General features: G+C 36.3%; 18 protein-coding genes. 5 read left to right on the top strand and 13 right to left on the bottom strand.

Annotated elements, in window-relative coordinates; translation table 11 throughout:
* Nucleotides 1-32: 32 nt before the first annotated feature.
* The 9 genes from OK18_RS18180 to OK18_RS18220 form a co-directional block, all read right to left on the bottom strand.
* Nucleotides 33-2,429 (bottom strand): outer membrane beta-barrel family protein, encoded by a 2,397-nt coding sequence (locus OK18_RS18180; RefSeq protein ID WP_053328930.1) that lies wholly within the window; start codon nucleotides 2,427-2,429, stop codon nucleotides 33-35.
* Between the two features lie 172 nt (nucleotides 2,430-2,601).
* Nucleotides 2,602-5,361, bottom strand: a complete 2,760-nt coding sequence (locus tag OK18_RS18185) for a multicopper oxidase domain-containing protein (RefSeq protein WP_053328931.1) — start codon at nucleotides 5,359-5,361, stop codon at nucleotides 2,602-2,604.
* A 105-nt stretch (nucleotides 5,362-5,466) separates the two neighbouring features.
* Entirely contained in the window at nucleotides 5,467-5,940 is a 474-nt protein-coding gene (locus tag OK18_RS18190; protein WP_050020900.1) for a DUF3347 domain-containing protein, read from the bottom strand.
* A gap of 115 nt (nucleotides 5,941-6,055) precedes the next feature.
* Complete coding sequence (locus OK18_RS18195; RefSeq protein ID WP_228377653.1) at nucleotides 6,056-6,436, bottom strand: HYC_CC_PP family protein; 381 nt, start codon at nucleotides 6,434-6,436, stop codon at nucleotides 6,056-6,058.
* 154 nt (nucleotides 6,437-6,590) lie between these two features.
* Nucleotides 6,591-8,828: a TonB-dependent receptor plug domain-containing protein gene (locus OK18_RS18200; RefSeq protein WP_053328932.1), complete on the bottom strand. Its 2,238-nt coding sequence runs from the start codon at nucleotides 8,826-8,828 to the stop codon at nucleotides 6,591-6,593.
* Nucleotides 8,829-8,872: 44 nt separating this feature from the next.
* Nucleotides 8,873-9,682, bottom strand: coding sequence for a 3-deoxy-8-phosphooctulonate synthase (gene kdsA / locus OK18_RS18205; protein WP_050020898.1), 810 nt, complete (start codon nucleotides 9,680-9,682; stop codon nucleotides 8,873-8,875).
* 344 nt (nucleotides 9,683-10,026) lie between these two features.
* Nucleotides 10,027-10,554 (bottom strand): DUF1697 domain-containing protein, encoded by a 528-nt coding sequence (locus OK18_RS18210; RefSeq protein WP_053329427.1) that lies wholly within the window; start codon nucleotides 10,552-10,554, stop codon nucleotides 10,027-10,029.
* Nucleotides 10,555-10,626: 72 nt separating this feature from the next.
* On the bottom strand, nucleotides 10,627-12,120 hold the full coding sequence (locus OK18_RS18215) for a hypothetical protein (RefSeq protein ID WP_053328933.1): 1,494 nt from the start codon (nucleotides 12,118-12,120) through the stop codon (nucleotides 10,627-10,629).
* A gap of 88 nt (nucleotides 12,121-12,208) precedes the next feature.
* Nucleotides 12,209-15,694, bottom strand: a complete 3,486-nt coding sequence (locus tag OK18_RS18220) for a glycosyltransferase family 117 protein (protein ID WP_053328934.1) — start codon at nucleotides 15,692-15,694, stop codon at nucleotides 12,209-12,211.
* Between the two features lie 220 nt (nucleotides 15,695-15,914).
* Between OK18_RS18220 and OK18_RS18225 the strand changes: the two genes are divergently transcribed.
* The 4 genes from OK18_RS18225 (at nucleotide 15,915) to OK18_RS18240 (ending at nucleotide 21,544) form a co-directional block, all read left to right on the top strand.
* Complete coding sequence (locus tag OK18_RS18225; RefSeq protein ID WP_053328935.1) at nucleotides 15,915-16,952, top strand: PLP-dependent cysteine synthase family protein; 1,038 nt, start codon at nucleotides 15,915-15,917, stop codon at nucleotides 16,950-16,952.
* 83 nt (nucleotides 16,953-17,035) lie between these two features.
* Nucleotides 17,036-18,307 (top strand): aminotransferase class I/II-fold pyridoxal phosphate-dependent enzyme, encoded by a 1,272-nt coding sequence (locus OK18_RS18230; RefSeq protein WP_174441971.1) that lies wholly within the window; start codon nucleotides 17,036-17,038, stop codon nucleotides 18,305-18,307.
* A gap of 73 nt (nucleotides 18,308-18,380) precedes the next feature.
* Complete coding sequence (locus OK18_RS18235; protein ID WP_053328937.1) at nucleotides 18,381-19,259, top strand: DMT family transporter; 879 nt, start codon at nucleotides 18,381-18,383, stop codon at nucleotides 19,257-19,259.
* Nucleotides 19,260-19,348: 89 nt separating this feature from the next.
* Nucleotides 19,349-21,544, top strand: coding sequence for a B12-binding domain-containing radical SAM protein (locus OK18_RS18240; protein WP_050020896.1), 2,196 nt, complete (start codon nucleotides 19,349-19,351; stop codon nucleotides 21,542-21,544).
* 181 nt (nucleotides 21,545-21,725) lie between these two features.
* Here the strand turns inward: OK18_RS18240 and OK18_RS18245 are convergent, their stop codons facing one another.
* The 3 genes from OK18_RS18245 to atpD form a co-directional block, all read right to left on the bottom strand.
* Nucleotides 21,726-22,544: a hypothetical protein gene (locus tag OK18_RS18245; protein WP_050020895.1), complete on the bottom strand. Its 819-nt coding sequence runs from the start codon at nucleotides 22,542-22,544 to the stop codon at nucleotides 21,726-21,728.
* A gap of 80 nt (nucleotides 22,545-22,624) precedes the next feature.
* Nucleotides 22,625-22,906: a FoF1 ATP synthase subunit delta/epsilon gene (locus OK18_RS18250; protein WP_050020894.1), complete on the bottom strand. Its 282-nt coding sequence runs from the start codon at nucleotides 22,904-22,906 to the stop codon at nucleotides 22,625-22,627.
* Between the two features lie 90 nt (nucleotides 22,907-22,996).
* The gene (gene atpD / locus OK18_RS18255) at nucleotides 22,997-24,505 is read right to left on the bottom strand and encodes a F0F1 ATP synthase subunit beta (protein WP_053328938.1); all 1,509 of its coding nucleotides are present in this window, start codon (nucleotides 24,503-24,505) and stop codon (nucleotides 22,997-22,999) included.
* A 206-nt stretch (nucleotides 24,506-24,711) separates the two neighbouring features.
* Between atpD and OK18_RS18260 the strand changes: the two genes are divergently transcribed.
* Entirely contained in the window at nucleotides 24,712-25,632 is a 921-nt protein-coding gene (locus OK18_RS18260) for a bifunctional riboflavin kinase/FAD synthetase (RefSeq protein WP_050020893.1), read from the top strand.
* 41 nt (nucleotides 25,633-25,673) lie between these two features.
* On the opposite strand, the gene OK18_RS18265 is transcribed toward OK18_RS18260, so the two are convergent.
* Nucleotides 25,674-26,168, bottom strand: a complete 495-nt coding sequence (locus OK18_RS18265) for a hypothetical protein (protein WP_228377654.1) — start codon at nucleotides 26,166-26,168, stop codon at nucleotides 25,674-25,676.
* Between the last annotated feature and the right edge of the window lie 59 nt (nucleotides 26,169-26,227).

Raw genomic sequence — 26,227 nt, forward strand, 5'->3', positions numbered from 1 at the left:
AATCTACATCTGGTATTACAAACTTAGTCATATTATTTAATCCTGGAAGCCTCTTCGTATTCAATTTTCTGCTTACTCCCCTTAACTTTATTGTTACCAAACCTATAAGTTAAATTGAAACGGATGCTTTGATAATCATATTCATTCTGTCCATTTAATGAAGCATTATTTCTGACATTGCTGTATGTAATTTCGTTTCTTTTACTAATGATCGTAGACAGAGTCATTCCAAGATCCAATCTTTTATCTAAAAAGGATCTTTTAAAGCCTAATGTTAAAAAACCAAAGGCATTAGTATTTAAAGTACCGTCAGAGCTTGGAAAGTTATGCATATAGTTTAGTTGTACAGAATTATTCCGGAATTTATAGGTATTGTTCAATGAAATACGGGCACCTTGCCCGCTTGTGGAAGGAACCAATGAAAGATCCTGGGATTTTGTTTTTTGCCAATAATAACTTCCGCTAAACTGACTTTCAAAATTTTTTAACTTAGTAAAGCTATAATTCGCATATACTCCGTATTGGTAAACATTTAGCAGGTTGTAATAGCTGTAACGCTGTATTTTACCATTATCTAAAAATTGTGCAATATAGCTGATCTGATCTTTGGTAATGGAATGGTATACTGTAAGACTTAAATTTGAATTATCCGAATAGGTAAATTCAAAATTATATGAAAATGAAGGCTTTAATAACGGATTACCTTCTACGTATTGAAAAGGGTTAATGAACCATTGGAAAGGATTAAGCTGCTCAAGTTTAGGGCGGTTAATTCTTTTTGAGTATTTAAAAGAATAGGTCGATTTTTTAGAATGCCCATAGGTGATATAAAAACTTGGAAAAAAATTATTATACCTTCTGGTTGTCGTTTCATTATTGGTCTGTGACTTTCCATTGTAATAAGTACTCTCATACCTTAACCCTCCCTGAACAGTCCATTTACTGCCCAACTTTATCTCTGAAGAAGCATAAAGGGACCAGATGTCCTCCTTATAGTTGAACATGTTTGTAAGTGCAGGATTCAATACAGATACACCGTCTGCTATATCAAAAAAACGAACATCGCTATTATTATTCAGAAAAGTATAACGTGCTCCGGTTTTAATATTGATATGATTAAAAGGAAGGTCAAAATCTAAATTTGAAATTCCCAGCCTATAATTGTTTAAAGAAAAATTACTTGTAGCAGACAATTCCTGATTATTATTGATCTGGTTGTTTCTTTCATTTTTAATTTTATTATCCAGCCATTGAAAACCCCAATCGATAGATTTTCCCTGTTGATCCAGCTTATGAGTAATATATCCGTGAATACGGTGGAAATCATTTTTTATAGTGCCATAACCTTTGTTTAATAATTCATTTTTTAAAACAGAATTATCATAAAATAAGCTTTTGGACTGATCATCGGAAGCAAAGTCAGATCCGTTGTATTCATAAATTAATGACAGATCTGTTTTGTCATTAAATTTATAATTAAAATTAATAGAAGGAGCAAAATCTTGTAAGTTGGTTATTTTATCCTGCCTGTTATTACTGAAAAAATTATCAGTAAATGAGTTTTGATCTTTTTCATAAGCTGCTGTTCTGTTATTATTATATAGGAAATTAGCTGTAAGGCTGAACTTTTCGGTCTGATAGTTTAAATTAACATTATTTCTACTTGAAAAGAAAGTACGTTGAGTAACAGAAGAATTCCAGCTTGCATTCCAACCTAAATTTGGATTTTTCTTTAAAATAATATTGATAAGCCCGGCATTTCCTTCCGCTGCATATTTTGCCGGCGGTGTTGTAATAATTTCAATTTTTAAAATTGCATCACTGGAAATAGTACTTAAATAAGAAATTAAGGATTCTCCTTTAAGCTCAACCGGCCTTCCATTAATAAGCACATTCAATTTATTTTTCCCAATCATAGAAATATCAGCCTCATCTACTTTTAATAAAGGAGTATTCTTTAATACATCTATTGCGTCTCCCCCCTGGGAAGCCAGAGAATTATTGACATGATAAATCAGACGGTCCGTTTTCTGAGTAAAAAGTGGCTTTTTACCGGTAACGACTACTTCCTCTACAGAGGTGAACTTATCCTGTAATACAATTGAAGGTAATTCTTTTACACCACCATTGATATCCAGATAAAAAGCCGGGCCTTTATACTCTTTAAAATCCTGTGTCTTAACATAGATAGAATAAGATCCGGATTCTTTGATCTCAAAACGGAACTTTCCGATGCTATCAGTTAGAGTATGCTGAGAAGAAAGGGTGTCTTTTATAGATGTCAGGATAACAGGGATATTGATGAGCTTCTTTTGATTGGAATCTAAAATCAATCCCATAATCCTGTTCTGAGCATTAAGATCCGTGGCAGTGTATACTATTAACAAGATGATGAATGAAAAAAAACGACCTTTAAAGTTTGAGTCCATTTTGAATATTTTTCGTTAAACAGTACAAAACTCTGAAACAAAAAAACTTCTAAATAGTCATATTAAACAGATTGACGAAATTCTGAAATAGAATAAGGAATATTTTAAATGAAATTAGTTCAAATTAAAAACGACCACCTCAATGAAGCAGTCGTTGTATATCAGATTTTAATTAGTAGGTTAAAGTAACTCCGGCTCCCCACCCCATTTCATTATCATAGTTTCCGGAAAGAGATAACCATTTCTGCACGATATACCGTATTCCTGTTGAAAACTCTCCGTCAGAATTGACACTGAAGTTTCCTCTTAACCTTCTTGAAAGCGGAATGTCTTCGCGGCTTAATTCCAATAATACTTTTCCATTATGATCAATACTTGCATCAGCGGTGATCAACATAGGTAATACATACTGCATCCCCACAATAAAAGCATATTTACTTTTTGATGCCTTCTGCTGTCCAAACCAGGTTTTCTTACCATGAAAATCCATTCCTCTGTCTTCAGCCATTTGCCTTTCCATGATTTCATGATTTTTCTGAACCCTGAATCCAGCATAAGGCAAAGCCCACTGGAACTTTCCTAAGAATCTTCCTACTTTTACATTTCCTTCAAAGTGATTGAAATCCCAGTTAGAATGAAACTCATTCAAATTAGCCCATCTCGGACCGAACATCGTCATGGTTTCGGCATGTATTTTATTGCTTGCTACATCTAACATTGCCATAGAACTGATCATCTTATTATCTTTCAGGAAGTTTTTCCAGGCCAGTTTTCTATTCGGAAGCTGTGGATTGGGTTTTGAATTTTCATAGCTGAATACCCTTCCCATTCCGGCCATCATATGGTATAAGATATGACAGTGGAAAAACCAGTCTCCATCCTGGTTAGCGGCAAATTCAATCGTAACAGTTTCCATCGGCATAATGTCAACCACATTTTTCAGGGGAGCGTATTCTCCTTTCGAATTGATCAGTCTGAAATCATGACCATGAAGGTGCATCGGATGACGCATCATAGAATTATTATACATTTTAATTCTAAGGATCTCTCCTTTTTTTACCAGGATTTTGTCTGTTTCAGTAACTGTTTTATTATCCAATGTCCATAGATAATGATTCATATTTCCTTCCAGTGTAAACTTCATTTCACGGATACTATCGGTTGGAAGAATTGTTTTTTCAGGAGATTTTAAAATATTATAAGATAATCTTTTGATCGTTTTTTCTTCTTTCATATCCATTCCGGCATGCTGGGAATGATCTTCCTTATTTTTCTCTTCCTTCGTTTTTATCCCCATCATTTCATTCATATGTTTCATCGTCATTTTTCTTTGGCTCTCCGGAAGTTCAGGATACATCACTTCATTCATATCCATCATCTGATTTCCCATAGTCATATTCATCGGCTTCATATTTCCGCTCATCTCCATCATTCCGTTCATCATTTTCATTCCTTCAAAAAGCATCAATCTGGGTAGATCGGGAGCTTCTACCTTTTCACCTGAGCCCAACCAGAGTGAAGCATGCCCTATCCTGTCTTCAGAAGTGGCACGAAACTCAAAACTTTTATTTTCAGGGATGGTTACTTCAATGTCATAGGTTTCAGAAACTCCTACAATCAAGCGGTCTACTTCTACCGGAACTACATCATTTCCATCGTTTCCTATCACTTTTATTTTTCCACCGCCATAATTCAGCCAGAAATACGTGGATGAGCCTCCGTTGGCAACCCTTAATCTCACTTTATCACCTGCTTTCAGGTTAGAATAGGTAGAACTTGGAAGTCCATTTATCAGGAATTTATCGTAATACACATCGCTTACATCCATAGCCTCCATTCTTTTCCATTCATTCAATGCTTTGGTTCCTAAATTTCCGGATTTGATTGCTTCCCAATAGCTCTGAACAGCATTTTTTTTCACTGCATACCAGTCCGTATTAGCCATATGAAGTCTTCTGGCAATCTGCATAGGGTCATCATCGCTCCAGTCCCCAAGCAATACGGGAATTTCAGCATTATATTCTGTCTTCGGTTCTCCATCTCTTTTTTTAAAGACCAAAATACCATTCATCCCAATCTGCTCCTGAAGGGCTTCATGGGAATGATACCAATACGTTCCGTTTTGAGAAATTTTAAACTTATACAAATGAGTTTCGCCGGGCTTTACAGGCTTAGTGGTCAGATAAGGAACTCCGTCATGTTCATTGGGAAGAATAACTCCATGCCAATGTAATCCTGTATTCTCCTTCAACATATTGTGCAGGTAGATTTCAGCGGTATCTCCTTCGGTAAAGTACAAGGTAGGTGCCTGGAGCTTACCATTGATGGCCAGTGCTCTTCGGTTTTTCCCGGTGAAATTAACAATAGTATCTTTTACATACAGGTCATAACGGACAGTTTTCCCGCCAAAGCTCACTCTCCCGTTCTCAGAATTCCTTTTTAAAACCGGACTTCCAATCACCTGATTTTCAGTTGCTGCATGAGTTTGGTTTTCTTTTTTCACCAGATTCATTCCACACTTTGGACATTTTCCCGGTTGATCAGAAACCACATCGGGGTGCATGGGACAGGTATAGGAAATCTGAGATTGGGATAAAACCTGAGATCCTTTTTTAAGCTTATCAGGCCTGGTATCATTCGTCTTTTCAGGTCCTTTAGGCTTCCTTACTTTTTGAACATCAATCTTTTTATCAATATTAGCTTTATTTTTTCCAACAGGTTTTGTTTTGGTTTCTGCCTTTGGTATCTGTTTCTCCTGAGCTTTTGCTACAACTTTTGGTTGTATAATCACTGTTTTCTTTACCAGTGTCATGTTACACTTAGGGCAGTCTCCCGGTTTTTGGGATACTACTTCAGGGTGCATAGGACAGGTATAATAAGTTTTTGTTGTTTGGGCGAAAGTAAAAACAGAAAAGAAAAAGGCAAGAAACATTATTAATTTTTTCATAATATTTCGAAACTTTTTAGAAGCTGCATAACTTAAAGCAAATTATACCATAAGCTATGCAACCATTTAATTTAAAGAATAATAAAACTATTATTTAATTTCTGACTTTACGCTTCCGCAAGACAACATGGCTTTTCCATAGTAGGGGTTGGCAATTTGTTTTTCATCGCTTAGCCAGCTTCCGTCAGCCATCGGGCAATATTGTACATAAACCGGTTTTTCAGAAAGTTTGAACTGCTTGGTCAGTGCAATCATATTGTCCGAAAGATTCATAAAAGTTTCCCTCTGGGCAGTAACTGTTCTTGCCTCTGAAATGGCAGAAGCATCTTTTCGTAAAATATTAAGGTTGCCCTCGGAAACCAATTTATAATCAATTGTGGAAGCAGTTTTAATGAATTCTGTTGCTGCTTTTGAGGTCTTGTCAGCATCATCTGACGCTAAAGCTGTTTTGATCGCTATATAATTCTGATACAGCTTGGAAACCTGGATATCCTTTTTTGATTGTGCTGAAAGTGAAATGATTGAGAATAAGGATAAGGCTGCTGTAATGATATACTTTTTCATTGTTTTATATTTTAGAATTAATTTTAAGTAAAGAATAATTGAAGACGCAACGTATGCGTCAGGGCATGTCGCTGGTAACGATATTTTTATGAATACCGGAAACGACTGACCTATTCTAAATTCTAAAATTACAATGATTGATATAGATGGGTACCGGACTGTATTCCGGGGGTGCATTGATTTGAATCCGGGTAAATTTCAAGGCCGAAAAAGAACGGTCTGCCTGCGTGAATAAAGATTTTACCGGGACTTCTGAAAGCTGGCTTAAAAAATTAATGGTTAGTAAATCAGATTTCTGAGAATCATCAACCTTTACCACTTTAATTTCTGTTTTGCAGCATCCTTTTTTATCTCTAACCCCGCATTTACCACAGATATCACTGGTTTTCTGACTGACAGAAACAAATTCCTGCATACAGTAATGAACGCTGAAAGCTGCTCCGGAAGAAAATCCGAAGTAGAAAACAGAGAACACTATGGCAAGAATCTTTTTCATGATGAGACAAAGATAGAAATATCCGGGAAATCGTTGTTATAAAATTCTGTAATGTTGTTATAAAATTCGGCAATAAAAAAGCATCTGGTAATGTTCAGATGCTTTTATTTTTATACTGGTAAGGCAGATTTAAATCTGATACAATCCCCGGCTTTTATAATTTGAATTCCAGTTTAACGTTAAAGAAGCGTCCTGTAAGACGTACCGGAACCGGGTACATATAATTGGTATTATAATCTGTAATCCACTGATTGGCTACCGTGTTATTGATATTAAAGGCATTAAAAACCTGTACTCCCAAAGTCAATTCCTGGAAATTACCCCAGAAGCCGGATCTCTTATTTTTATCTTTCGGATCAATAAACACTTTTGTGAGGCCGATGTCTACCCTTTTATAGGAAGGTAATGTTTTTTGATAGGTATAGGCAGCATTAAAATCAGGTTGGCCATTACTGTCAAACAATACAGGGGATCCTGTAGGCAGTCCCATTGCATATACCAACGTAAGATTTACCCTCATGGAAGGAAACTGAGGCATATAATCCTGATAAAACATAGCAAATCTGAATCTCTGATCGGTAGGTCTCGGAATATCTCCTTTTCCATCGATATTTTCATATACCCTTGCATAACTCGCAGATAACCATGAATCAACTCCCGGCACAAATTCTCCAAATAAGCGGGCATCTACTCCATAAGCATATCCTGTTGCATTATTTTTCCCTGAATAACGGATTCTTACATTATCCATATAGTAAGGGATCAGATTATCCATTTTTTTATAATAAAGCTCAGTGGTAAGTTTAAACGGCCTGTCATACATATAAAACTCATAATCGTTGGCAAGGATAAGCTGTATGGAACGCTGTGATTTGATATCTGAGTTGAAATTCCCATCCAGGTCTTTAATCTCTTTATAAAAAGGGGCCTGGTAATAAATTCCTCCGGAAAGTTTAAACAACATATCACTGTCCCAATCAGGTTTTATCGCAAACTGGAATCTCGGTGAGAAGATCGTTTCTTTATTGAAGCTCCAGTTGGCAACACGTACCCCGGCGTTTACAAATACTTTGCTTGCCCCCCAATAAAATTTCTGTGAATATTGTGCATAAGCCGATAATCTTGTAGGCTCAATATTATTCTGGCCGGCAATATAATAAAACAGTTTAAGGCCTCCTGTTGTACCGGTTCTCGGATCTATTACATGAGGTCTTGGAAGACTATAGCCTGCAGAATCTACCACCTTCCATTCATTGGTAAGGTCTTTCAGGTTTTCTTTCTCATATTTAAATCCAACTTCAATATCGGTATTCACATTAGGGGAAAATTTTACCCTGAATTGGGTACCGTACGTTCTTACAAACAGGTCATTTCTGGCATGCTCTGTCTGTCCTCCCAGATCAAAGGAGGTAACAGGTTCTTTTGTCTTTGGATCAAACGTCTGTAATCTATACCCCGATGCTATGGTATAATATTCTTTTTCCCTGTTCTGGTAAGCAAAACTGTCCAGGGTAAATTTCCATTGATCAGATGGTTTATAGTTCATGGAAAAAGTCCCCATCATGTTTTTATATTGGTCATTTTCCTGTCCTGCATATCCTATATCCACAGTGATAGGTTGCTGAAGACTCCCGAAAGTCACACTTTTTTCCCGGGGGATCATCTGATAATCATTCTTGGAATAGTATCCTATGAATGACATGGAAAACTTATCATTAACATGATAGTTGATATAAGATTGAAAATCCCAGTAAGTAGGATTGAAATCCGTATCTTCTTTTAAGGTATTCAACACAAGATTGGTATTCCTGTATCTGCCTGAAAATAAAGCGGTCAGCTTTTTATTTTTGGATGTCAGCCCTGTTGTGAGCCTCCCACCTATTAAACTGGCTTCTCCGGAGACTTCAAATTTTTCAGGTTCACGATAATAGATATTAAGGGCAGAAGACATTTTGTCTCCATATTTAGGTTCAAATCCTCCTGCTGAAAAGTTTACTGCTGAAACCATATCCGGATTAATGATACTCATCCCCTCCTGCTGCGAATTCCGGATCAGGAAAGGTCTGTAAATCTCGATATCATTAATATAAATAAGGTTTTCATCATAGTTTCCGCCACGTACCATATATTGGGAAGACAGCTCGGTATTGGAGTTGACAGAAGGAAGTGTTTTGATCAATCCTTCAATACCTCCGCTTATGGAAGCCACAGATTTGGCTTCTTTAGCTGAAATTTTGACATTGGTAATGTCATTGGTTCTTCCTGTTACTTTTTTCTGGAATACAACTTCCTCAATATCGGTAACTTTAGTGGCCACCGTATCTTTTTTTCTATGTTGGGAAAAAATAAGGACGGGAACCATAAGGCTTAGCGGTAAAACTAGTTTTTTCAAAAGAAATGTTTTAAGAATTTCTAAAATTAATGTTTTTTTAACAATTACAAAATTGATTCTCTAATTCTTGTTAATTTTTGCAACAAATCTTCTAACAAATCTAATCTTAACATATTGGCACCATCAGATAATGCTGTTTCCGGGGTTGGATGTGTCTCAATAAAAATACCATCGGCACCTACTGCAATTCCTGCTTTAGCTACTGTTTCAATAAGATCAGGTCTTCCTCCGGTCACTCCGGAGCTTTGATTAGGCTGCTGAAGAGAATGGGTAACATCCAAAATAACAGGGGCATATTCCCTCATTGTAGGAATTCCTCTGTAATCTACGATCAGGTCTGTATATCCGAAAGAATTTCCTCTTTCAATAATGGCGACTTTCTGATTATTGGAATCGGTCACTTTCTGAACTGCAAACTTCATAGCTTCCGGCGAAAGGAATTGTCCTTTTTTCAATGTCACACATTTCCCGGTTTTTGCAGCCGCTACCAAAAGGTCTGTCTGACGAACCAGAAAAGCAGGAATCTGAAGGACATCCACATATTGTGCAGCCAGCGCAGCATGTTCATTTTCATGAATATCTGTAGTGGTTGGAATATTGAACGTCTCTCCCACTTTTTTCAAAATTTCAAGAGACTTCTCTTCACCAATTGTTGTAAATGAGTCTACACGACTTCTGTTTGCTTTCTTAAAACTTCCTTTAAAGATATAGGGAATATTGTATTTATCTGTGATGCTGATCACTTTCTCGGCTATTCTGAGTGCCATATCTTCCCCTTCAATAATACAGGGACCGGCAATAAGGAAAAAGTTTTTTGAATCTTTGTGATGAATATTATCTAAATACTGAATCATTTTGTTGTAATTAAAAGTTCAGTAAAAATACTGAGAAAGTTTCAGACCTGGAAATTATTTGAGGAGAGAGTGCAGTTTAGGCTTAAGGAAAGAAGATTCCTGACGAAATGACAAAAATTTGGAGGCATTTCTTTAAAGAATCTGCGTTATCAGCTAAATCTGCGGAGGAAATTGTATCAGGTTGTCAGAAAAAGATCGCAGATGTTAGGTTTTGCTGAAGCCAATGGAATTTATATAAAAGAAGAACGGACTAAAGTCCGTCCCTATTGATGATATGGTTTATTTTTCTGTTGGTGATGTAATAATTTTTTTTATTACGCTCAAATTCTGAATGCACACAATATCTATCCCATTTTTTTCAATACTTTTTCAAACGTATTGACGTTCCTGCTGGTAAACCGGTCTTTCAGACTTTTCTTTCCTAAAACCTTACCAAAGGTAGAATCTAATGTATTTCCTTTTGGAACCCGCCAATAAAATATATCATTCACAATGATTCCTTTTTCGTTTTCTGTCCGGGAAGCTTTTTGAAATTCATCCATCAGAACATGTTCTACTCCAGGCAACCCTACAAAAGCATAGAGATGGAAATTTTCATCTTTTTCAAAGGGAATGCTATTCCAGAACATTTCCGTTTCTTCCTGAGATTTCACAAATAGAAAGGCTTCATAGCCAAAACGCTCAGACATTGCTTTTTCCAATATTATTTTTAAATCGCCGGCCTTTTTATCTGATGAGAAAACAATATTTCCGGAGGCAAGTACGGAACTTACTTCTTTCATTCCGGCATCTTTGAAAACCTGACAGACGTCTGCCATTTTCATATTGGTTCCTTTTACGTTGACGCCACGGAGAAAAGCACAGTATTTCATATTTCGGGTATTAGGTTTAAGCAGGTTACAGAGTTCAGCCGGATCGCTTAATAAGAAGAGCAGATTCAACAATTAATCAATCCTTATATATAGATTATAATCCGTTCCGGAAGGTTTTAACTTATAAATTTTTTCAAGGATTTTGTTATCACTTTTCAAATGATCCTTTACCCTGAACTCCTTTAAAAGTCTATAATGGGTCTGGTAATAAAAAGCATCAGCGGTATTCCCTTCATATAAATTTTTATAGGAAAGCAGATATTTGGGCTTTCTTGTCTTTACAGTATTGATCCAATAATTGGCTTTATCTTTTTTAATTTCTGCCTGAATCTGTTTGTCTACCAATCCTACCTCATCTATTGTTTTCAATCCTGAAAAATATGGCACATAACCGGCGGGTTCCAGTAAAATCCATTGGTTTTTATCCTTTTCATACTGGTTTAGAAATATTCCGATTGTTCTGCGGTAGTTCCATTCTCCATTTCCGGTGGCAATAGAATGAATAGTTTGAAAGGCAAACATCGGAAGGATATAAAAAATAATTAACAGGGATAACCATAGTTTTCTTTTCTCTTTCTGTTCCAGTACAAATATAACTACGGGTACAAAAAGTAAAAGTTGAGGCACCCAATAATACCAGTCGAACAAGCTTTTCTGGGAAATAAAAATAATCTGTTTTGTCCACCCGAACACAAAGATGATCCAAAGGAAGTAATTTCTGGATTGTCCCTGCCTTACAAGGTATATAAAGCAAAGCAGTTCAAAGATCAATACGATAATGGTTACCGGATTAAATTCTCCCGGAACCTTCAGCATTCCCCAGAAATTTCCAAAACTTACTAAAAAGTAATGGAGGTTTTGCTGAAAAGTAAAAGCCTGTTCGTATAATAATTTCTTAGCTGTGATGGTATTATTTACCAGTTCACCGAAGTACAGCCAATTGAAAGCCATTGTAAGAGAAACTCCCAGAACTCCTCCGAAAACATAGCTCCATCTGATTTTTTTATTCCAGAATAAGTCAACGAGAAAAACAATTCCGAGGAAAATAACCGTATCGATCCTTGTAAACATGATCAAAGCAGGAAGAAAAATAAAGGCCCATTTTTTTCCTTTATTAAAACCGTAATACAGCAATGCCATTTCCAGGAAAAATAAAATTCCGTATTCCATACCCAGGATTGAAATTTTGATCGCCGGAGGCAAAATTCCTATTAAAAATATAAAAACAGCCTTTTGCCAGCCTTTTTTAAGAACCAGATGAGAAAGAAATAATGTTCCTATGGTAAAAAGGATAGAATTGAAGAGTAAAATTGGTACAATAAAGTGCTCCTTTCCAAAGATCAGGTTGAAAAAATAGGATACAAAAACATATAAATGAGTAGTAGAAGCTGAAATTTTTGTTTCCCCATTGAAACCAATAACCCCGTAATCCAGTAAATTCTGGGCAACTCTCCAGGTGATAAAAGCATCTTCCTGGATATAATGCGTTAATAAAAAAAGAAGTTTAAAAGCTACCGTAAAAATTACAGCATAGATGGGGAACCTGCTATTTTTTGTTTCGGACATTCTGTATTTTTAAGTTTCACAAATATAATCTTAAAATTCAGGATTCCCAATAATAAAAAAACGGAACCGAAGTTCCGTTTTAAAGTGTTTATTGTGTTGCTTTAATAATTGCTGAAGTAATCTGATTTTCTTTTTCTTTTGAATAGGTAGAATCAAAAGGCTCCATCACATCAAATAAATACTGATAGAACGGCGTAATCTTTTGAACTTCTTCAGATTCTTTTATGGCTTTTTCTTTACCCATCTGCTGTAAATCCTTTACAAAAGCATTGAATTTTTTATCTATTGGCTCAACGGATTTTATCAGATATGCATAAGCTTTTTCTTTCTGCCCTATCTTGGTATAAGCATCTGTTACTGCTGAAACTACCAGTGAATATTCCATAGGTTTTGTTCTTATTTGTCTTCTCAGATAGCTTTGATCCGTTTTTGAAAGGCTCAAATAATAATCATATTCATCAAAAATTCCTTTCTTAAGTACTTCTGCCAATTGAAGACCTTTTTGTTCCTGACCGGCAATGATATATCCAGATACGATAGAACTTAATGAACGTGGATCATTGTATTTTTCAGCAGGAATTTCCTTAGCAGCAAGATCCAATAATTCGATTGCTTTCGCTTTTTGTCCACTTAAGGCAAGTGCTGAAGCAGCTCTGCTTGCAGACATTCTGTAACTCATAATATTGGATGTCGCAGTTTCATCAAAGTGAGCACTTAAATCTTTAAAATTCCCCCATCTGAAATTTTTCACCACATTGTAAAGAGAGTTAGCATCCACTCTACCCATATCTCCGTCAGGAGTCGGAGGTGTATGAATTGGTACTAATCTATAACTGAAACCATCAAACTGAAGATATTCGTTCAGATAAAATATATTTTCGCTGTCATAAATACCTCCCGATGAAAAGTTGATAGGACGCTTCCAATCGAAATTGGCCAATAGATCCAATAAAATCAAATTGTTTTTATAAAGGGTATTTCCTTTATAAGTAATCATAATCTGATTGGCAACATTTGGAAGGTCTGCCTGATTGATAATTCCAGCTTTTAAAGCATTTTCTTTATTGACAGGAAGGACGAATTTGTTTACCGGAAGAATATTATACTTTTCGTATTTCTCTTCTCCGAAATACATTTTTAATAATTCATCTTTTTCCGGGGATTTGAATTTAATAAAATCAATAGCTTCCTTCAATGTTAATGAATCCTGTGTAAGATATTTTCTGAAAGCCTGGAATTGCGTATCAGGAGCTCCCTGTTCTTTCAACATAGAGAAAACACCTTCCCAATCTTCCTTCTTCATCATATAGATCTGGTCATTTACCCCGTCTCGGTAATCTTCATGTGTCAGTTCACTTGGGATTCCCATCGCATTGTAGGTTCTTCTTTTCACCTGATCTAAGTTCCAAGGTGTTGAAGCAAGGGTAAAGTTAACCACTTTCACATCATCTCTGAATCTTTCCGTTTCCTGGATTGCCCAAACCGGATACGTATCATTATCCCCGTAAACAAACAAAATGTCGTTTTTCGGCAATGATTTTAATACCGAATATGCATAATCATAAGCTGTATACCTGTTGCTTCTGTCATGTACATTGTAATTCTGGAATCCCATCATAAAAGGCACTCCCAGTAATACCACGCCTAAAGCGATATTGGCTCCGTTAGATTTTATTTTGGATTGTAAGAACCATAAAATAGCTCCTGCTCCCAATCCGATCCAAATAGCAAATGCATAAAAAGATCCTACCATAGCGTAGTCTCTTTCTCTTGGTTCAAAAGGTTTTACCCCCGTATAGAAAATAATTCCCACACTCGTTATAATAAACAGAGATAATAGTGCATAGAATCTTCCGAAATCTCTGTTCAACTGGAAAAAGAATCCGATTAAACCTAAAATTAATGGAAGGAAGAAAAACTTTACGGTGCTTTCATTTTTGAATTTAGCAGGCAATTTATCCTGATTTCCTACCAAAAGATTGTCTATAAACGGAATTCCTGAGATCCAGTTTCCTTTTGTGCTTTCCATATTTCCTTCAAGGTCATTTTGTCTTCCTACAAAATTCCACATCAGATATCTTACAAAATAATATCCATTCTGGAAGGAGATGAAATAATCCATATTCTGAAGCAATGAAGGCTTCTGAACATTGATCAGGTTATAAGGTTTCACTTTTAAATAATCCGAAGCCGTGATTGTTTTATCTTCATATTTTGTTCTTAGTTCATCAAAGATTTGCTTAGCCTGTGGATTGTCTGCCACATCTTCATTGGCATAATTGAAGGTAAAATCAGGAGCCCCATACATCGAAATATAATTGGCCATGACATCTTTATCTTCATTAAACATTCTTGGCATTAAGCTTATATGAGATTTATTGAATACATAATTGAATCGGTCTCCTGTCTTTCTGTAAGTTCCGGTTTTTTCATCTTTTTCATAAATTTCTCCGGTTTTCTTCGTTTTAAAACTACCGTCCTCATTCTTCTCGATTCCGTTTGCATCAAGAAATGCTGTATAGTTTTGTCCGTAGATCGTTGGCCAGTCACCATACTGCTCCCTGTTATAATAATCCAGCATCCCGATCGCCGTATCCGGATCATTAAGGTTCATTGGCGGATTGGCATTTGCCCTGATCGGAATTACCATCCAGCAAGAGAAACCGATGATCATATATACTACAGATAAAGCTATAGTCTGATATAGGTTTCTTTTTGTTTTTCTGGCATATTTGATCATAAGATAGCAAATCAGAGCCATTAAAATAAATGCAGCAATTGTTCCTGAGTGGAAAGGAAGTCCCAGCCCGTTCACGAAGAAAATTTCCAGTCTTCCGAACATCGTCATAATCAGAGGGAAAATAATTTTGAAAACAACAATTAAAATTCCCAATGTAATAAGGTTAGCCCAGATAAAGTTCTTCCAGGTAAACTTGTAGTTTCGTGCGTAATATATGAGACATACCATAGGAGTTGCCAGCATACACATCATGTGTACCCCAACGGAAAGTCCTAAAATAAAGAAAATAAGGATAATCCATCTTTCACTGTCTGCCGCCTGATACTCATTTTCCCATTTCGTGATCAACCAGACCAAAAGAGCGATAAACATTGAAGCCATCGAATAAACCTCTCCTTCTACCGCCGAGAACCAGAAGGTATCAGAGAAAGTGAAGCACAATGCTCCCACTGCTCCGGCAAATAAAATAGAAATTTCCTGATGTTTTGTAATTTCTTCAAAATCTTTGTTGAGTAGCCTTCTTACAAGATGAGTAATCGTCCAAAACAAAAATAAAATAGTCAACGCGCTGAACAATGCAGACATCGCATTAATTATGATGGAATAATTTTCGCCTTTCCCTAATGCAAAAATGGCTGCCACGGCACCCACGATCTGGAATAAAGCTGCTCCCGGAGCATGCGTTACTTCAAGTTTTACTGCAGAAGAAATGTACTCACCACAATCCCAGAAACTGAAATTGGGTTCTATTGTGGACAAGTACGTGAAAAACGCAATGACGAAAATCACCCATCCTAAAACGGTGTTCCATTGCCTAAAAGTCCAATTTTTCATAGTATTAAATCAATTATGCGAAAATAAGGCTTTTATATTATTTTAGGGAGCTTTTAACAAAATTTAAAAATTTGGCGCAGAATTTGTGATCATAGTCCTATCTAAACTGTAAACAAGAAAAAAAAATTAAGAAACGACCCTCTAGAAATCAAACAAAAGTTTAGTAATTATTTATTTTTTTGTATTTTTGCAGTCAGATTTTTATTGAAAATAACAAATAATGAGTAATGTTTACGATAATATCCTTGGCCTAATAGGACACACCCCTATGGTGAAGCTAAACACTGTGACAAAAGATATACCAGCAACCGTTTATGCCAAGTTAGAATCATATAATCCTGGACATTCCACAAAAGATAGAATTGCACTTCACATTATAGAAAATGCAGAAAGAAAAGGCTTATTAAAAGAAGATTCCGTAGTGGTAGAGACTACCTCCGGAAACACAGGTTTTTCTATCGCAATGGTCTGTATTATTAAAGGATATAAGTGCATTCTTGCGGTAAGCGATAAAACAAAACCTGAAAAAATCGCTTACTTAAAGGCATTGGGAGCTACCGTATACATATGTCCAGCCAATGTAGCAGCAGATGATCCGAGATCATATTATGAAGTGGCTAAAAGAATCGCTCTGGAAACGCCCAACTCTATTTACATCAATCAATACTTTAACGAATTGAATATTGATGCACACTATCAAACCACCGGCCCTGAGATCTGGGAACAAACTGAAGGTAAGATTACTCACCTTTTTGCCTGTACCGGGACAGGAGGTACCCTATCAGGCTCCGCCAAGTTTTTGAAAGAAAAAAATCCGGATATCAAAATCATCGGAGTAGATGCAGACGGATCCATATTGAAAAGCTTTCACGAAACAGGAGAAATCCACAAGGAAGATGTACATCCTTATCAGATTGAAGGAATGGGGAAAAATTTAATTCCTTCCGCTCTTCTTTTTGATAAAGTAGACGAATTTGTAAGGGTAAATGATGAAATGTCCGCTTACAGAACCCGCGAAATCGCTTTGAAAGAAGCCATTATGGGAGGCTACACAACCGGAGCCGTTACCCAGGGATTAATACAATATGCACAATCTCATGAACTTACTCAAGATGATGTGATCGTTTTAATATACCCTGACCATGGCTCAAGATACATTACCAAAGTGTATAGCGATAAATGGATGGCTGAACAAGGATTTGTCAATAACTGCGTTCACAATTATGACGAAGTTTTCAAAACAGAGTTTATCAAATAAGAACAAATAAAATCACGATATAAATAAAGCCTTTTGCGTGTTCTACAAAAAAGGCTTTTTTACTTAAAAATTACGATACAATGTTGGATATTTTTGAAAGAATAAAAGAAAATCCAGGACCACTTGGACAATTTGCAGATTATGGAGAAGGATATTTTATTTTCCCAAGACTAGAGGGCCCTATCGGTCCCAGAATGCAGTTTCAAGGTAGAGAAGTAATTTTCTGGAGTGCCAATGATTATTTGGGACTTTGTAACCACCCTGAAGTAAAAGAAGCCGATGCGCAAGCTGCCGCAGAATACGGAATGTTTTATCCTATGGGTGCCAGAGCAATGTCAGGTGAAACAGACCAGCACCTTCAGCTGGAAAGAGAGTTGGCAGACTTTGTACAAAAAGAATCGGCCTACTTATTAAATTTTGGTTACCAGGGAATGGTATCTACTATCGATGCCCTGGTCAACAGAAATGATGTAATCGTTTATGATATGGACTCTCATGCCTGTATCGTGGATGGAGTAAGGCTTCATTCCGGAAAAAGATTTACCTACAAGCATAATGATATGGCAAGTCTTGAAAAAAACCTGCAAAGGGCCACTAAAGTAGCGGAAGAGACCGGAGGAGGTATCCTGGTTATTACAGAAGGGGTTTTCGGAATGAGAGGACAGCAGGGAAAACTGAAAGAAATCTGCGACCTGAAATCAAAATATAGCTTTAGGCTTTTGGTAGATGATGCTCACGGATTCGGAACACTTGGAAAAACAGGTGCCGGAGCCGGTGAAGAACAAGGCTGCCAGGATCAGATTGACGTATATTTCTCTACTTTTGCCAAATCAATGGCTGGTTTCGGGGCATTTCTTGCCGGAGATAAAGAGGTTATCAGATATCTGAAATTCAATCTTAGATCACAAATTTTTGCAAAATCTCTTACCATGCCAATGGTAATCGGAGGATTAAAGAGACTGGAGCTATTAAGAACGAGACCTGAAATCAAGGCAAAGCTTTGGGAAAATGTTTATAAATTACAGAACGGATTAAGAGAAAGAGGATTCAACATTGGAGATACCAATACCTGTGTAACGCCGGTAATGATGCAGGGAACTCCTGTAGAAGCTACTCTTCTGGTAAAAGATCTCAGAGAAATTTACGGGATTTTCACCTCTGTTGTAGTATATCCGGTCATTCCAAAAGGAATGATTCTGTTAAGATTAATTCCTACCGCTTCTCACACCGATTCTGAGATTAATGAAACTCTTGCGGCATTTGAAGCTATTCATGATAAATTAGTAAGTGGTTACTATAAAGAACAGGAACAAAAATTACTGCAGGAACAAGGATTAAGTTTTAAACCGATTTAATCATAACAATAAAAAAACCACTGAAAATTCATCAGTGGTTTTTTATTTTAAAAGCTATAAACTATAAAAACGAATGAAACTCAGAGGATATATATTGGGGATCTTGTCAGCCGTTTCATACGGATTAATACCAATCTTCATCCTGCCGATCAAGCAGGCTCATTTTTCAATGGACATTACCCTGTTTTACAGGTTTTTCTTTTCTGCCCTGATGATAGGCGGATATCTGATTTATTCCCGGCAAAATTTCAGAATTAATAAAAGAGAAGCTTTAATATTGGCTATTCTGGGAATATGCTATGCCCTTTCCTCAGAATTTTTGTTTCTAGGCTATGACTTTCTTACCCCGGGAATTGCCTCCACCGTTCTGTTCATTTATCCTGTTATTGTAGCTTTGATTATGTTTTTCTTTTATAAAGAGAAGCTTAACAGATTATCGATAATTTCTCTCCTTTTCGCTTTTGCAGGAGTAATTGTTTTATGCCTGAAAGGAACCGGTTTTGAAATCAATTTTGCAGGCCTTGGAATTGTTATGCTCAGTTCATTATTTTATGCACTTTATATGGTGATTGTCAACAAATCAAATCTGAAAGTTTCGGGGTTTAAGCTCACCTTCTACTCTATGCTCTTTAATTCTTTATTTTTTATGACCAAATCTGTTATAGGGCATGAATCATTTGCTATTCCCTCTACGGCTATCTTTTTAAACTTTCTTATTTTTGCTTTCCTTACCACGGTTATTTCCAGTTTATGCCTGGTATATGCCATTAAACATATAGGCTCTACACCGGTTGCCATTCTGGGAGCACTGGAACCGGTAGTTGCTGTAATGGTAAGCGTATTTATATTTAATGAAAAGTTTACCACCAATTTGCTTATTGGGATTACCCTTATCTTACTCGGAGTTATACTGAATGTTATTTCCGACCGCAAAAATACAGCTCATGTTTAAAAAATGATTCTTACATTTTACTTATAAGCGAACAGGATAAAATATTTTTTTTTGAAAAAACTTTGGAATAACTTTGTAAAAAATTTCCGTTGAAAGATCTGCTTCTCATTACTCCACCTTTTACCCAACTTAATACTCCTTATCCTGCGACAGCTTATATTAAAGGGTTCTTGAATACCAAAAATATATCCAGCTATCAGATTGATCTGGGGATTGATGTTATTTTGGAATTATTTTCCAAAGAAGGCCTTCAAAAAGTTTTTGATAAAAAGATTGACCTTCAAAATGCATCAGAAAACACACAGAGAATATTTGCATTAAAAGAGGAGTATTTAAAAACCATTGACCAGGTTATTCCTTTTTTACAGGGTAAGACCCCCACTTTGGCAAGACAGATCTGCAGCATGAATTTTCTCCCGGAAGCTTCCCGTTTCAACCAATTGGATGATATGGAATTTGCATTCGGAAACATGGGTTTGCAAGATAAAGCCAAGCATTTGGCTACACTGTATTTAGAAGATATCTCAGATTATATTGTTGAAAATATTGACCCCGACTTTGGGTTCAGCCGATATGCAGAACGACTTGGTAAAAGCGCCAATTCCTTTGATGAATTATATTCAAAATTATCCGGAGAACAAACATTTATTGATGATTTTACACTGAAAATCCTTCGTGAGAAAATAGAAACTGTGCAGCCAAAACTGGTTTGTTTTTCTGTACCGTTTCCGGGGAATTTATACTCAGGGTTCAAATGTGCTCAATTTATAAAAAAGAATTACCCTCACATTAAAACCGCTATGGGCGGAGGCTTCCCCAATACTGAATTAAGAGAAGTAAAAGACCAGAGAGTTTTTGAATTTTTTGATTTTATTACCTTAGATGATGGTGAAGTTCCCCTTGAGCTTCTTTATGAAAATGTCTGCCATTTCAAACAAAGTGATGAGCCCCAATACAAAAGAACATTTTTAATTGAAAATCAGGAAGTTGTTTATAAAAACAATTCTAAGAAGCACGATTACAAGCAAGCTGAAATTGGTACTCCGGATTATACAGATTTAAAGCTGGATCAATATATCTCCGTCATTGAAATTGCCAATCCTATGCACAGTTTATGGAGTGACGGAAGATGGAATAAGTTAACTATGGCTCACGGCTGCTATTGGGGAAAATGTACTTTCTGTGATATTTCTTTGGATTACATTAGGATTTATGAGCCTATTTCCGCCAAAATTCTGGTAGACAGAATGGAGAACCTGATCAGAACCACCGGAGAAACCGGGTTTCATTTTGTAGACGAGGCCGCTCCACCGGCATTAATGAGAGAGGTGGCTCTGGAAATCCTTCGCCGGAATCTGGTGGTTACCTGGTGGACTAATATTCGTTTTGAAAAAAGCTTTACCCGGGATGTATGCTATCTGCTTAAACTTTCCGGATGTGTGGCGGTTTCAGGAGGATTGGAAGTTGCCAGTGACCGGTTGTTGAAGCTAATCGATAAGGGAGTTTCCGTAGAACAAGTGGCTAAAGTAACAAGAAACTTTACGGAAGCAGGAATTATGGTCCATGCCTATCTGATGTACGGCTACCCGACTCAAACCATTCAGGAAACTGTAGATTCTCTGGAAATGGTACGCCAGATGTTTGAAATGGGAATTCTTCAGAGTGGATTCTGGCATCAGTTTGCTATGACGGCTCACTCTCCTGTCGGTATCAGCCCCGATGATTTTGGAGTTATTCCGGTAAAGCAGGAAATTCAATTTGCCAACAACGATATAGATTTTAAAGATAAAACCGGAATCGATCACAATAAATTCAGCTTTGGTTTAAAAAAATCTCTCTTCAATTATATGCACGGAATTAATTTTGAATTACCGCTTCAGGAATGGTTCGATTTTAAAATTCCGAAAACAACTATTCATCCGGATTATATCCACGATTGTCTTCTGGATGACGAACAGTTCAATTTTAAAGGAAATTCAAAAATTATCTTTTTAACCAAAAACGTAATCGCTGAGAATCGTATAAAAAATAAAAAGAAATATCCCGGTAGCTATACTCTGCTCACGTTCCATTTAAAAACCAATATCGTAAAAGTGGAAGTGGAACAGGAAAAAGCGGAATGGCTGATGGCCATTCTGAAAGAAAATGCTATAGAAAATAATAAAAAATCTACGTTACAGCAGCTTAAAACCCAGTTTGAAGAGAGTTTTGAGGATTTTGAATTGTTCTGGTTTTCCAAGCCCATACAGCAATTGAAAGAAAATGGGGTAATTTTAAGTTTATAGATTTTTCCCAATTTTAATATTGTGATTTTCGGTTTTGGCTGAAGCCAGTTTGGAATTATCATATTATTAAGAACGGACTAAAGTCCGTTCCTATTGATGTTTATTATTAATTTTATAATATATGACAGCTTCTGTTGATGGCACTTATTGTTGATGTTAAAATTCCCGTAAGTTTTTTTTACTAATGGGTTCCTTCTTTTACAACAGGACCTACGGAAACTTTTTCCTGTATTTTAATAAAATTGGGATCCATAATAGCCATTCTTTCTGCAATAGCTTTATAGGTGGGATATTTCAATATAGATGCTCTTCCGGACATTTCCCTGTAAAGAGTAAAGCTTTTTCCTCCTGCTGTTTTAAGCTGTTTTGTAGTTGTGATGTATTTTCCGATATATTTACTTTTGGCATCGTAAATCTCAATATCTACAAAAGTTTTGTCCATAATTGTATCATCTGACCCGAAGCTCACCGGCAAATTGGTAAAATACCCTACAGGGACACCGTTGCTTAAAATTTCTCCTACTTTATTTACTTCAATATTCAGTTTATCAATCTTGGTTCTGATTGTATAGGCTTCTTTGGTTTTGGTATCCAGTTTTCTTTTAGGAACATTAGAAAAAAGTTCGTCCAGGGATTTGATATTAATTCCTTTATTATCTATGATTTTAAGTCCTTTTACAGAAGTATAAACGGCAGATTTCTCTTCACCTGAAAATGCTGAAGGTGAAATATAATCCAGTTCTATTACCTTATCCCTGTTATATACTCTATTGAGCTGTATGTAGCTGTCCCTGACAGAATCTACGATACTTTTATCAATAAACTTCATAGTATATAAAGGAGTTTCCTTTAAATCCATAAAAGTATACTCATTGGATTTGCCGGAAATCTTGGCTACCGGGATACCGTCTACATTGATAATTCCTCTTTTGGTTTTGATATTCTGGGCATTGAGGAATATTCCCAGAACTGTAAAGAATATGATTATACTTTTCTTCATAGAATCAGATTTTTACATGCATAAAAAAAGTGTAACACAAAGTTACACTTTCTTGAAAATATATTTAGCTTTTCATTTAATTATTCACAAAGGATAATTCCTTTATTATGATTAAATTCTACAACACCGCTTTTGATTGCATAAGCAAAAACAGAGTCTTTTCCGGATTCTTTAGTGAAGTTTTTAGCATAAGCTTCATCAATAGAATTAGCAAAAAGCTTTACATCACCTCCGATTAAAGAAGAAACGATTCCTGCGTGGTTTTTCATGATGTGAAACTCACCATTTTTTCCAGGCAATAATACCGAATCTACGTCTCCTTCAAAAACTACGTATTCTGGTGTTAAAATTTTTATATTCATTTTAATTTAGATTTGAAGATTTCAGATTTCAGATTTCAGACAACCTTAAAGTCTCATGTCTGTTATCTGCTATCTTTATGTCTAATTATATTAAGCGTTTTCAGCTAGCATTTTTTGTCCGGCTTCGATAGCTTCTTCGATAGTTCCTTTCAGGTTGAAAGCTGCTTCTGGTAAGTGATCCAATTCACCATCCATAATCATATTGAATCCTTTGATTGTATCTTTGATATCAACCAATGATCCCGGGATACCTGTAAACTGCTCTGCTACGTGGAAAGGCTGAGATAAGAATCTCTGAACTTTTCTTGCACGGTAAACAACTGATTTATCTTCTTCAGAAAGTTCTTCCATACCAAGGATTGCGATGATATCCTGAAGTGCTTTATATCTTTGAAGGATTTCTTTTACCCTTTGAGCACAGTTGTAGTGATCGTGACCAATAACTTCCGGAGCAAGGATTCTTGAAGTAGAAGCCAGTGGATCTACCGCTGGATAAATACCCAATGAAGCAATCTTTCTGTCAAGTACTGTAGTTGCATCCAGGTGGGCAAACGTAGTTGCGGGAGCCGGGTCAGTTAAGTCATCCGCAGGTACATATACCGCCTGTACTGAAGTAATGGAACCATTTTTAGTTGAAGTAATTCTCTCCTGCATCGCACCCATCTCAGAAGCAAGAGTCGGTTGGTAACCTACCGCTGATGGCATACGACCAAGAAGTGCAGACACCTCAGAACCAGCCTGTGTAAAACGGAAGATATTGTCTACGAAGAAAAGTACATCTCTACCTTGTCCGGTTTCACCACCATCTCTGTAGTATTCAGCTAATGTAAGACCAGAAAGGGCTACTCTCGCTCTTGCACCTGGCGGCTCGTTCATCTGTCCGAAAACGAATGCTGCTTTTGAATCTTTCATAGCTTCCAAGTCTACTTTAGAAAGATCCCAACCTCCATTTTCCATAGAGTGCATGAAATCATCACCATATTTGATAATTCCAGATTCCAGCATCTCTCTTAACAGGTCATTTCCTTCTCTCGTTCTTTCACCTACTCCGGCGAATACAGAAAGACCTCCGTGCCCTTTTGCAATATTGTTAATCAACTCCTGAATCAATACTGTTTTACCTACACCGGCACCACCGAACAAACCAATTTTACCTCCTTTTGCGTAAGGCTCAACTAGGTCGATTACTTTAATACCTGTAAATAAAACTTCTGCTGAAGTTGATAATTGATCAAATTTTGGAGCTGGTCTGTGAATTGGAAGACCACCTTCCTTAGAAATATCTTGAAGTCCATCGATAGCATCACCAACAACGTTGAATAGTCTTCCGTTTACTGCCTCACCGATTGGCATAGTAATAGGATTTCCAAATCCGATTACCTCTTGACCTCTCTTAAGACCGTCAGTAGCGTCCATTGCAATACATCTTACTGTATCTTCGCCAATATGTTGTTCTACCTCTAAAACTACTTTTTCACCGTTTTCTTTTGTAATTTCTAACGCGTCATAGATTGCTGGAACAGCTTCCACATCTGTAAAGACAACGTCGATTACCGGACCAATAATTTGAGAAATTTTACCTTTAATTTGGTTTGCCATTGCTAAATTTTTTCTTGGTGCAAATATAGTGATTCTTCATAAACCCGCAATTGGTAAAAAAAAGATTTTTATCATGCTTTTTTACAAATTTACCTATGCAGCAGTTTACTATCTGTCCAGCCTGTTTACCTGCAAAAATATTGATACATCGTTATATTGATAGATTGTTACATTATATCTATATTTGCAATCAAAATTTTTCCGTTTTGAAAGTTTTCAAGAATTTTACAGATTACTCCTCCCAAAAGCCTCTGGCACTATCTTTAGGTATGTTTGACGGGGTGCATCTCGGACACAAAAGCATCATCGACGAACTTATTAAAAGAGGTACAGAAAACAATCTGGAGACTGCTATCCTTACATTCTGGCCTCATCCAAGATTTGTTTTTAATCCTAATGAAGATTTAAAACTTCTGAATACACTGGAGGAAAAAAAGCAACTGGTTGAAAGATACGGCATTGATAATCTTTTTCTGAAAGAATTCGATGAAGAGTTCAGAAATTTAACCGGAGAAGAATTTGTACGTCAGATTTTAATTGACAAGCTGAATGTAAAATACCTTATTATCGGGTATGACCATTCTTTCGGCAAAAACAAAAGCGGAAATTTTGAACTCCTCCAAAAGTTATCCAAAGAACTTGATTTTGAAGTGGAACAGATGGAAGCTATCAATATTCATGAAAATAATATCAGCTCAACAAAGATCCGGAATGCCCTTTTAGCAGGAAAGATCCGGGAGGCCAATGAAATGCTGGGATACTCCTACTCTGTTTCAGGAACGGTAGTTCATGGTAAGAAAATCGGAAGGACTATTGGGTATCCTACAGCCAATATTGATACAGAATCAATTAAACTTTTGCCTAAAAAGGGAGCTTATATCGTAGAAGTTGATATAAAGGGACAATTCTACAAAGGAATGCTGAGTATTGGAACCAACCCTACGGTAAATGGTGAAAAACTTACGGTAGAAGTCTATATCCTTGATTTTGACAATGATATTTATGATGAAAAAATTACCGTGAGATTCAGGGATTTCCTTCATGATGAAATCAAATTTGAAGGAATTGAAAAACTAATTGAAAGGTTAGATGAAGATAAACGATTAACAGAAGGATTTAATTTCTAAATGAAAAGAGCTATTCAACAATGATGAATAGCTCTTTTTATTTATTTCAAAACTTTTAGGTAAACCTTCTGTGTTTCATTATTTAATTTTACATTAGGAAACTGCTTATCATAGTCAATAAATATATCTCCCTTTTCTCCTGCTTTTCCATTTCCATCGGAATCCCAGCTTATTGTCACATAATATTTAACAGGGCCTGCCGGTTTGGGATTGATTTTATTTTCTGCATTCTCAGGTACCGGCAAATCAATAGTAAAAGGAACTGATTTTTGCTCGTATTCCATTTCTGTAATCAATGTAGCAGGAGCATCTGCCAGCCTTTCATCAGCACCATACAAACTTACCTTAAGCTTAGGATTTTTAATCGTAAAATTTTCTGTTCCCGAAAATTCAATTTTCAGATTGTTTGAGGTTTCAGGATGAGCCACTGTTGGAGCCGGAGCCTTTTCATCAGGGCCAGGTTTTTGCGGGGGCTTGCTGCAGCTTGATAGCATCAATGTACCGGCTGCTATAAATACTAAAAGGTGATTTTTCATTTGTTCTTATTTTATTAATATTGTTCATCTATTTCACTAATTATTGATAACAAAATCCA

The sequence above is a fragment of the Chryseobacterium gallinarum genome (assembly GCF_001021975.1).
Taxonomy (GTDB): domain Bacteria; phylum Bacteroidota; class Bacteroidia; order Flavobacteriales; family Weeksellaceae; genus Chryseobacterium; species Chryseobacterium gallinarum.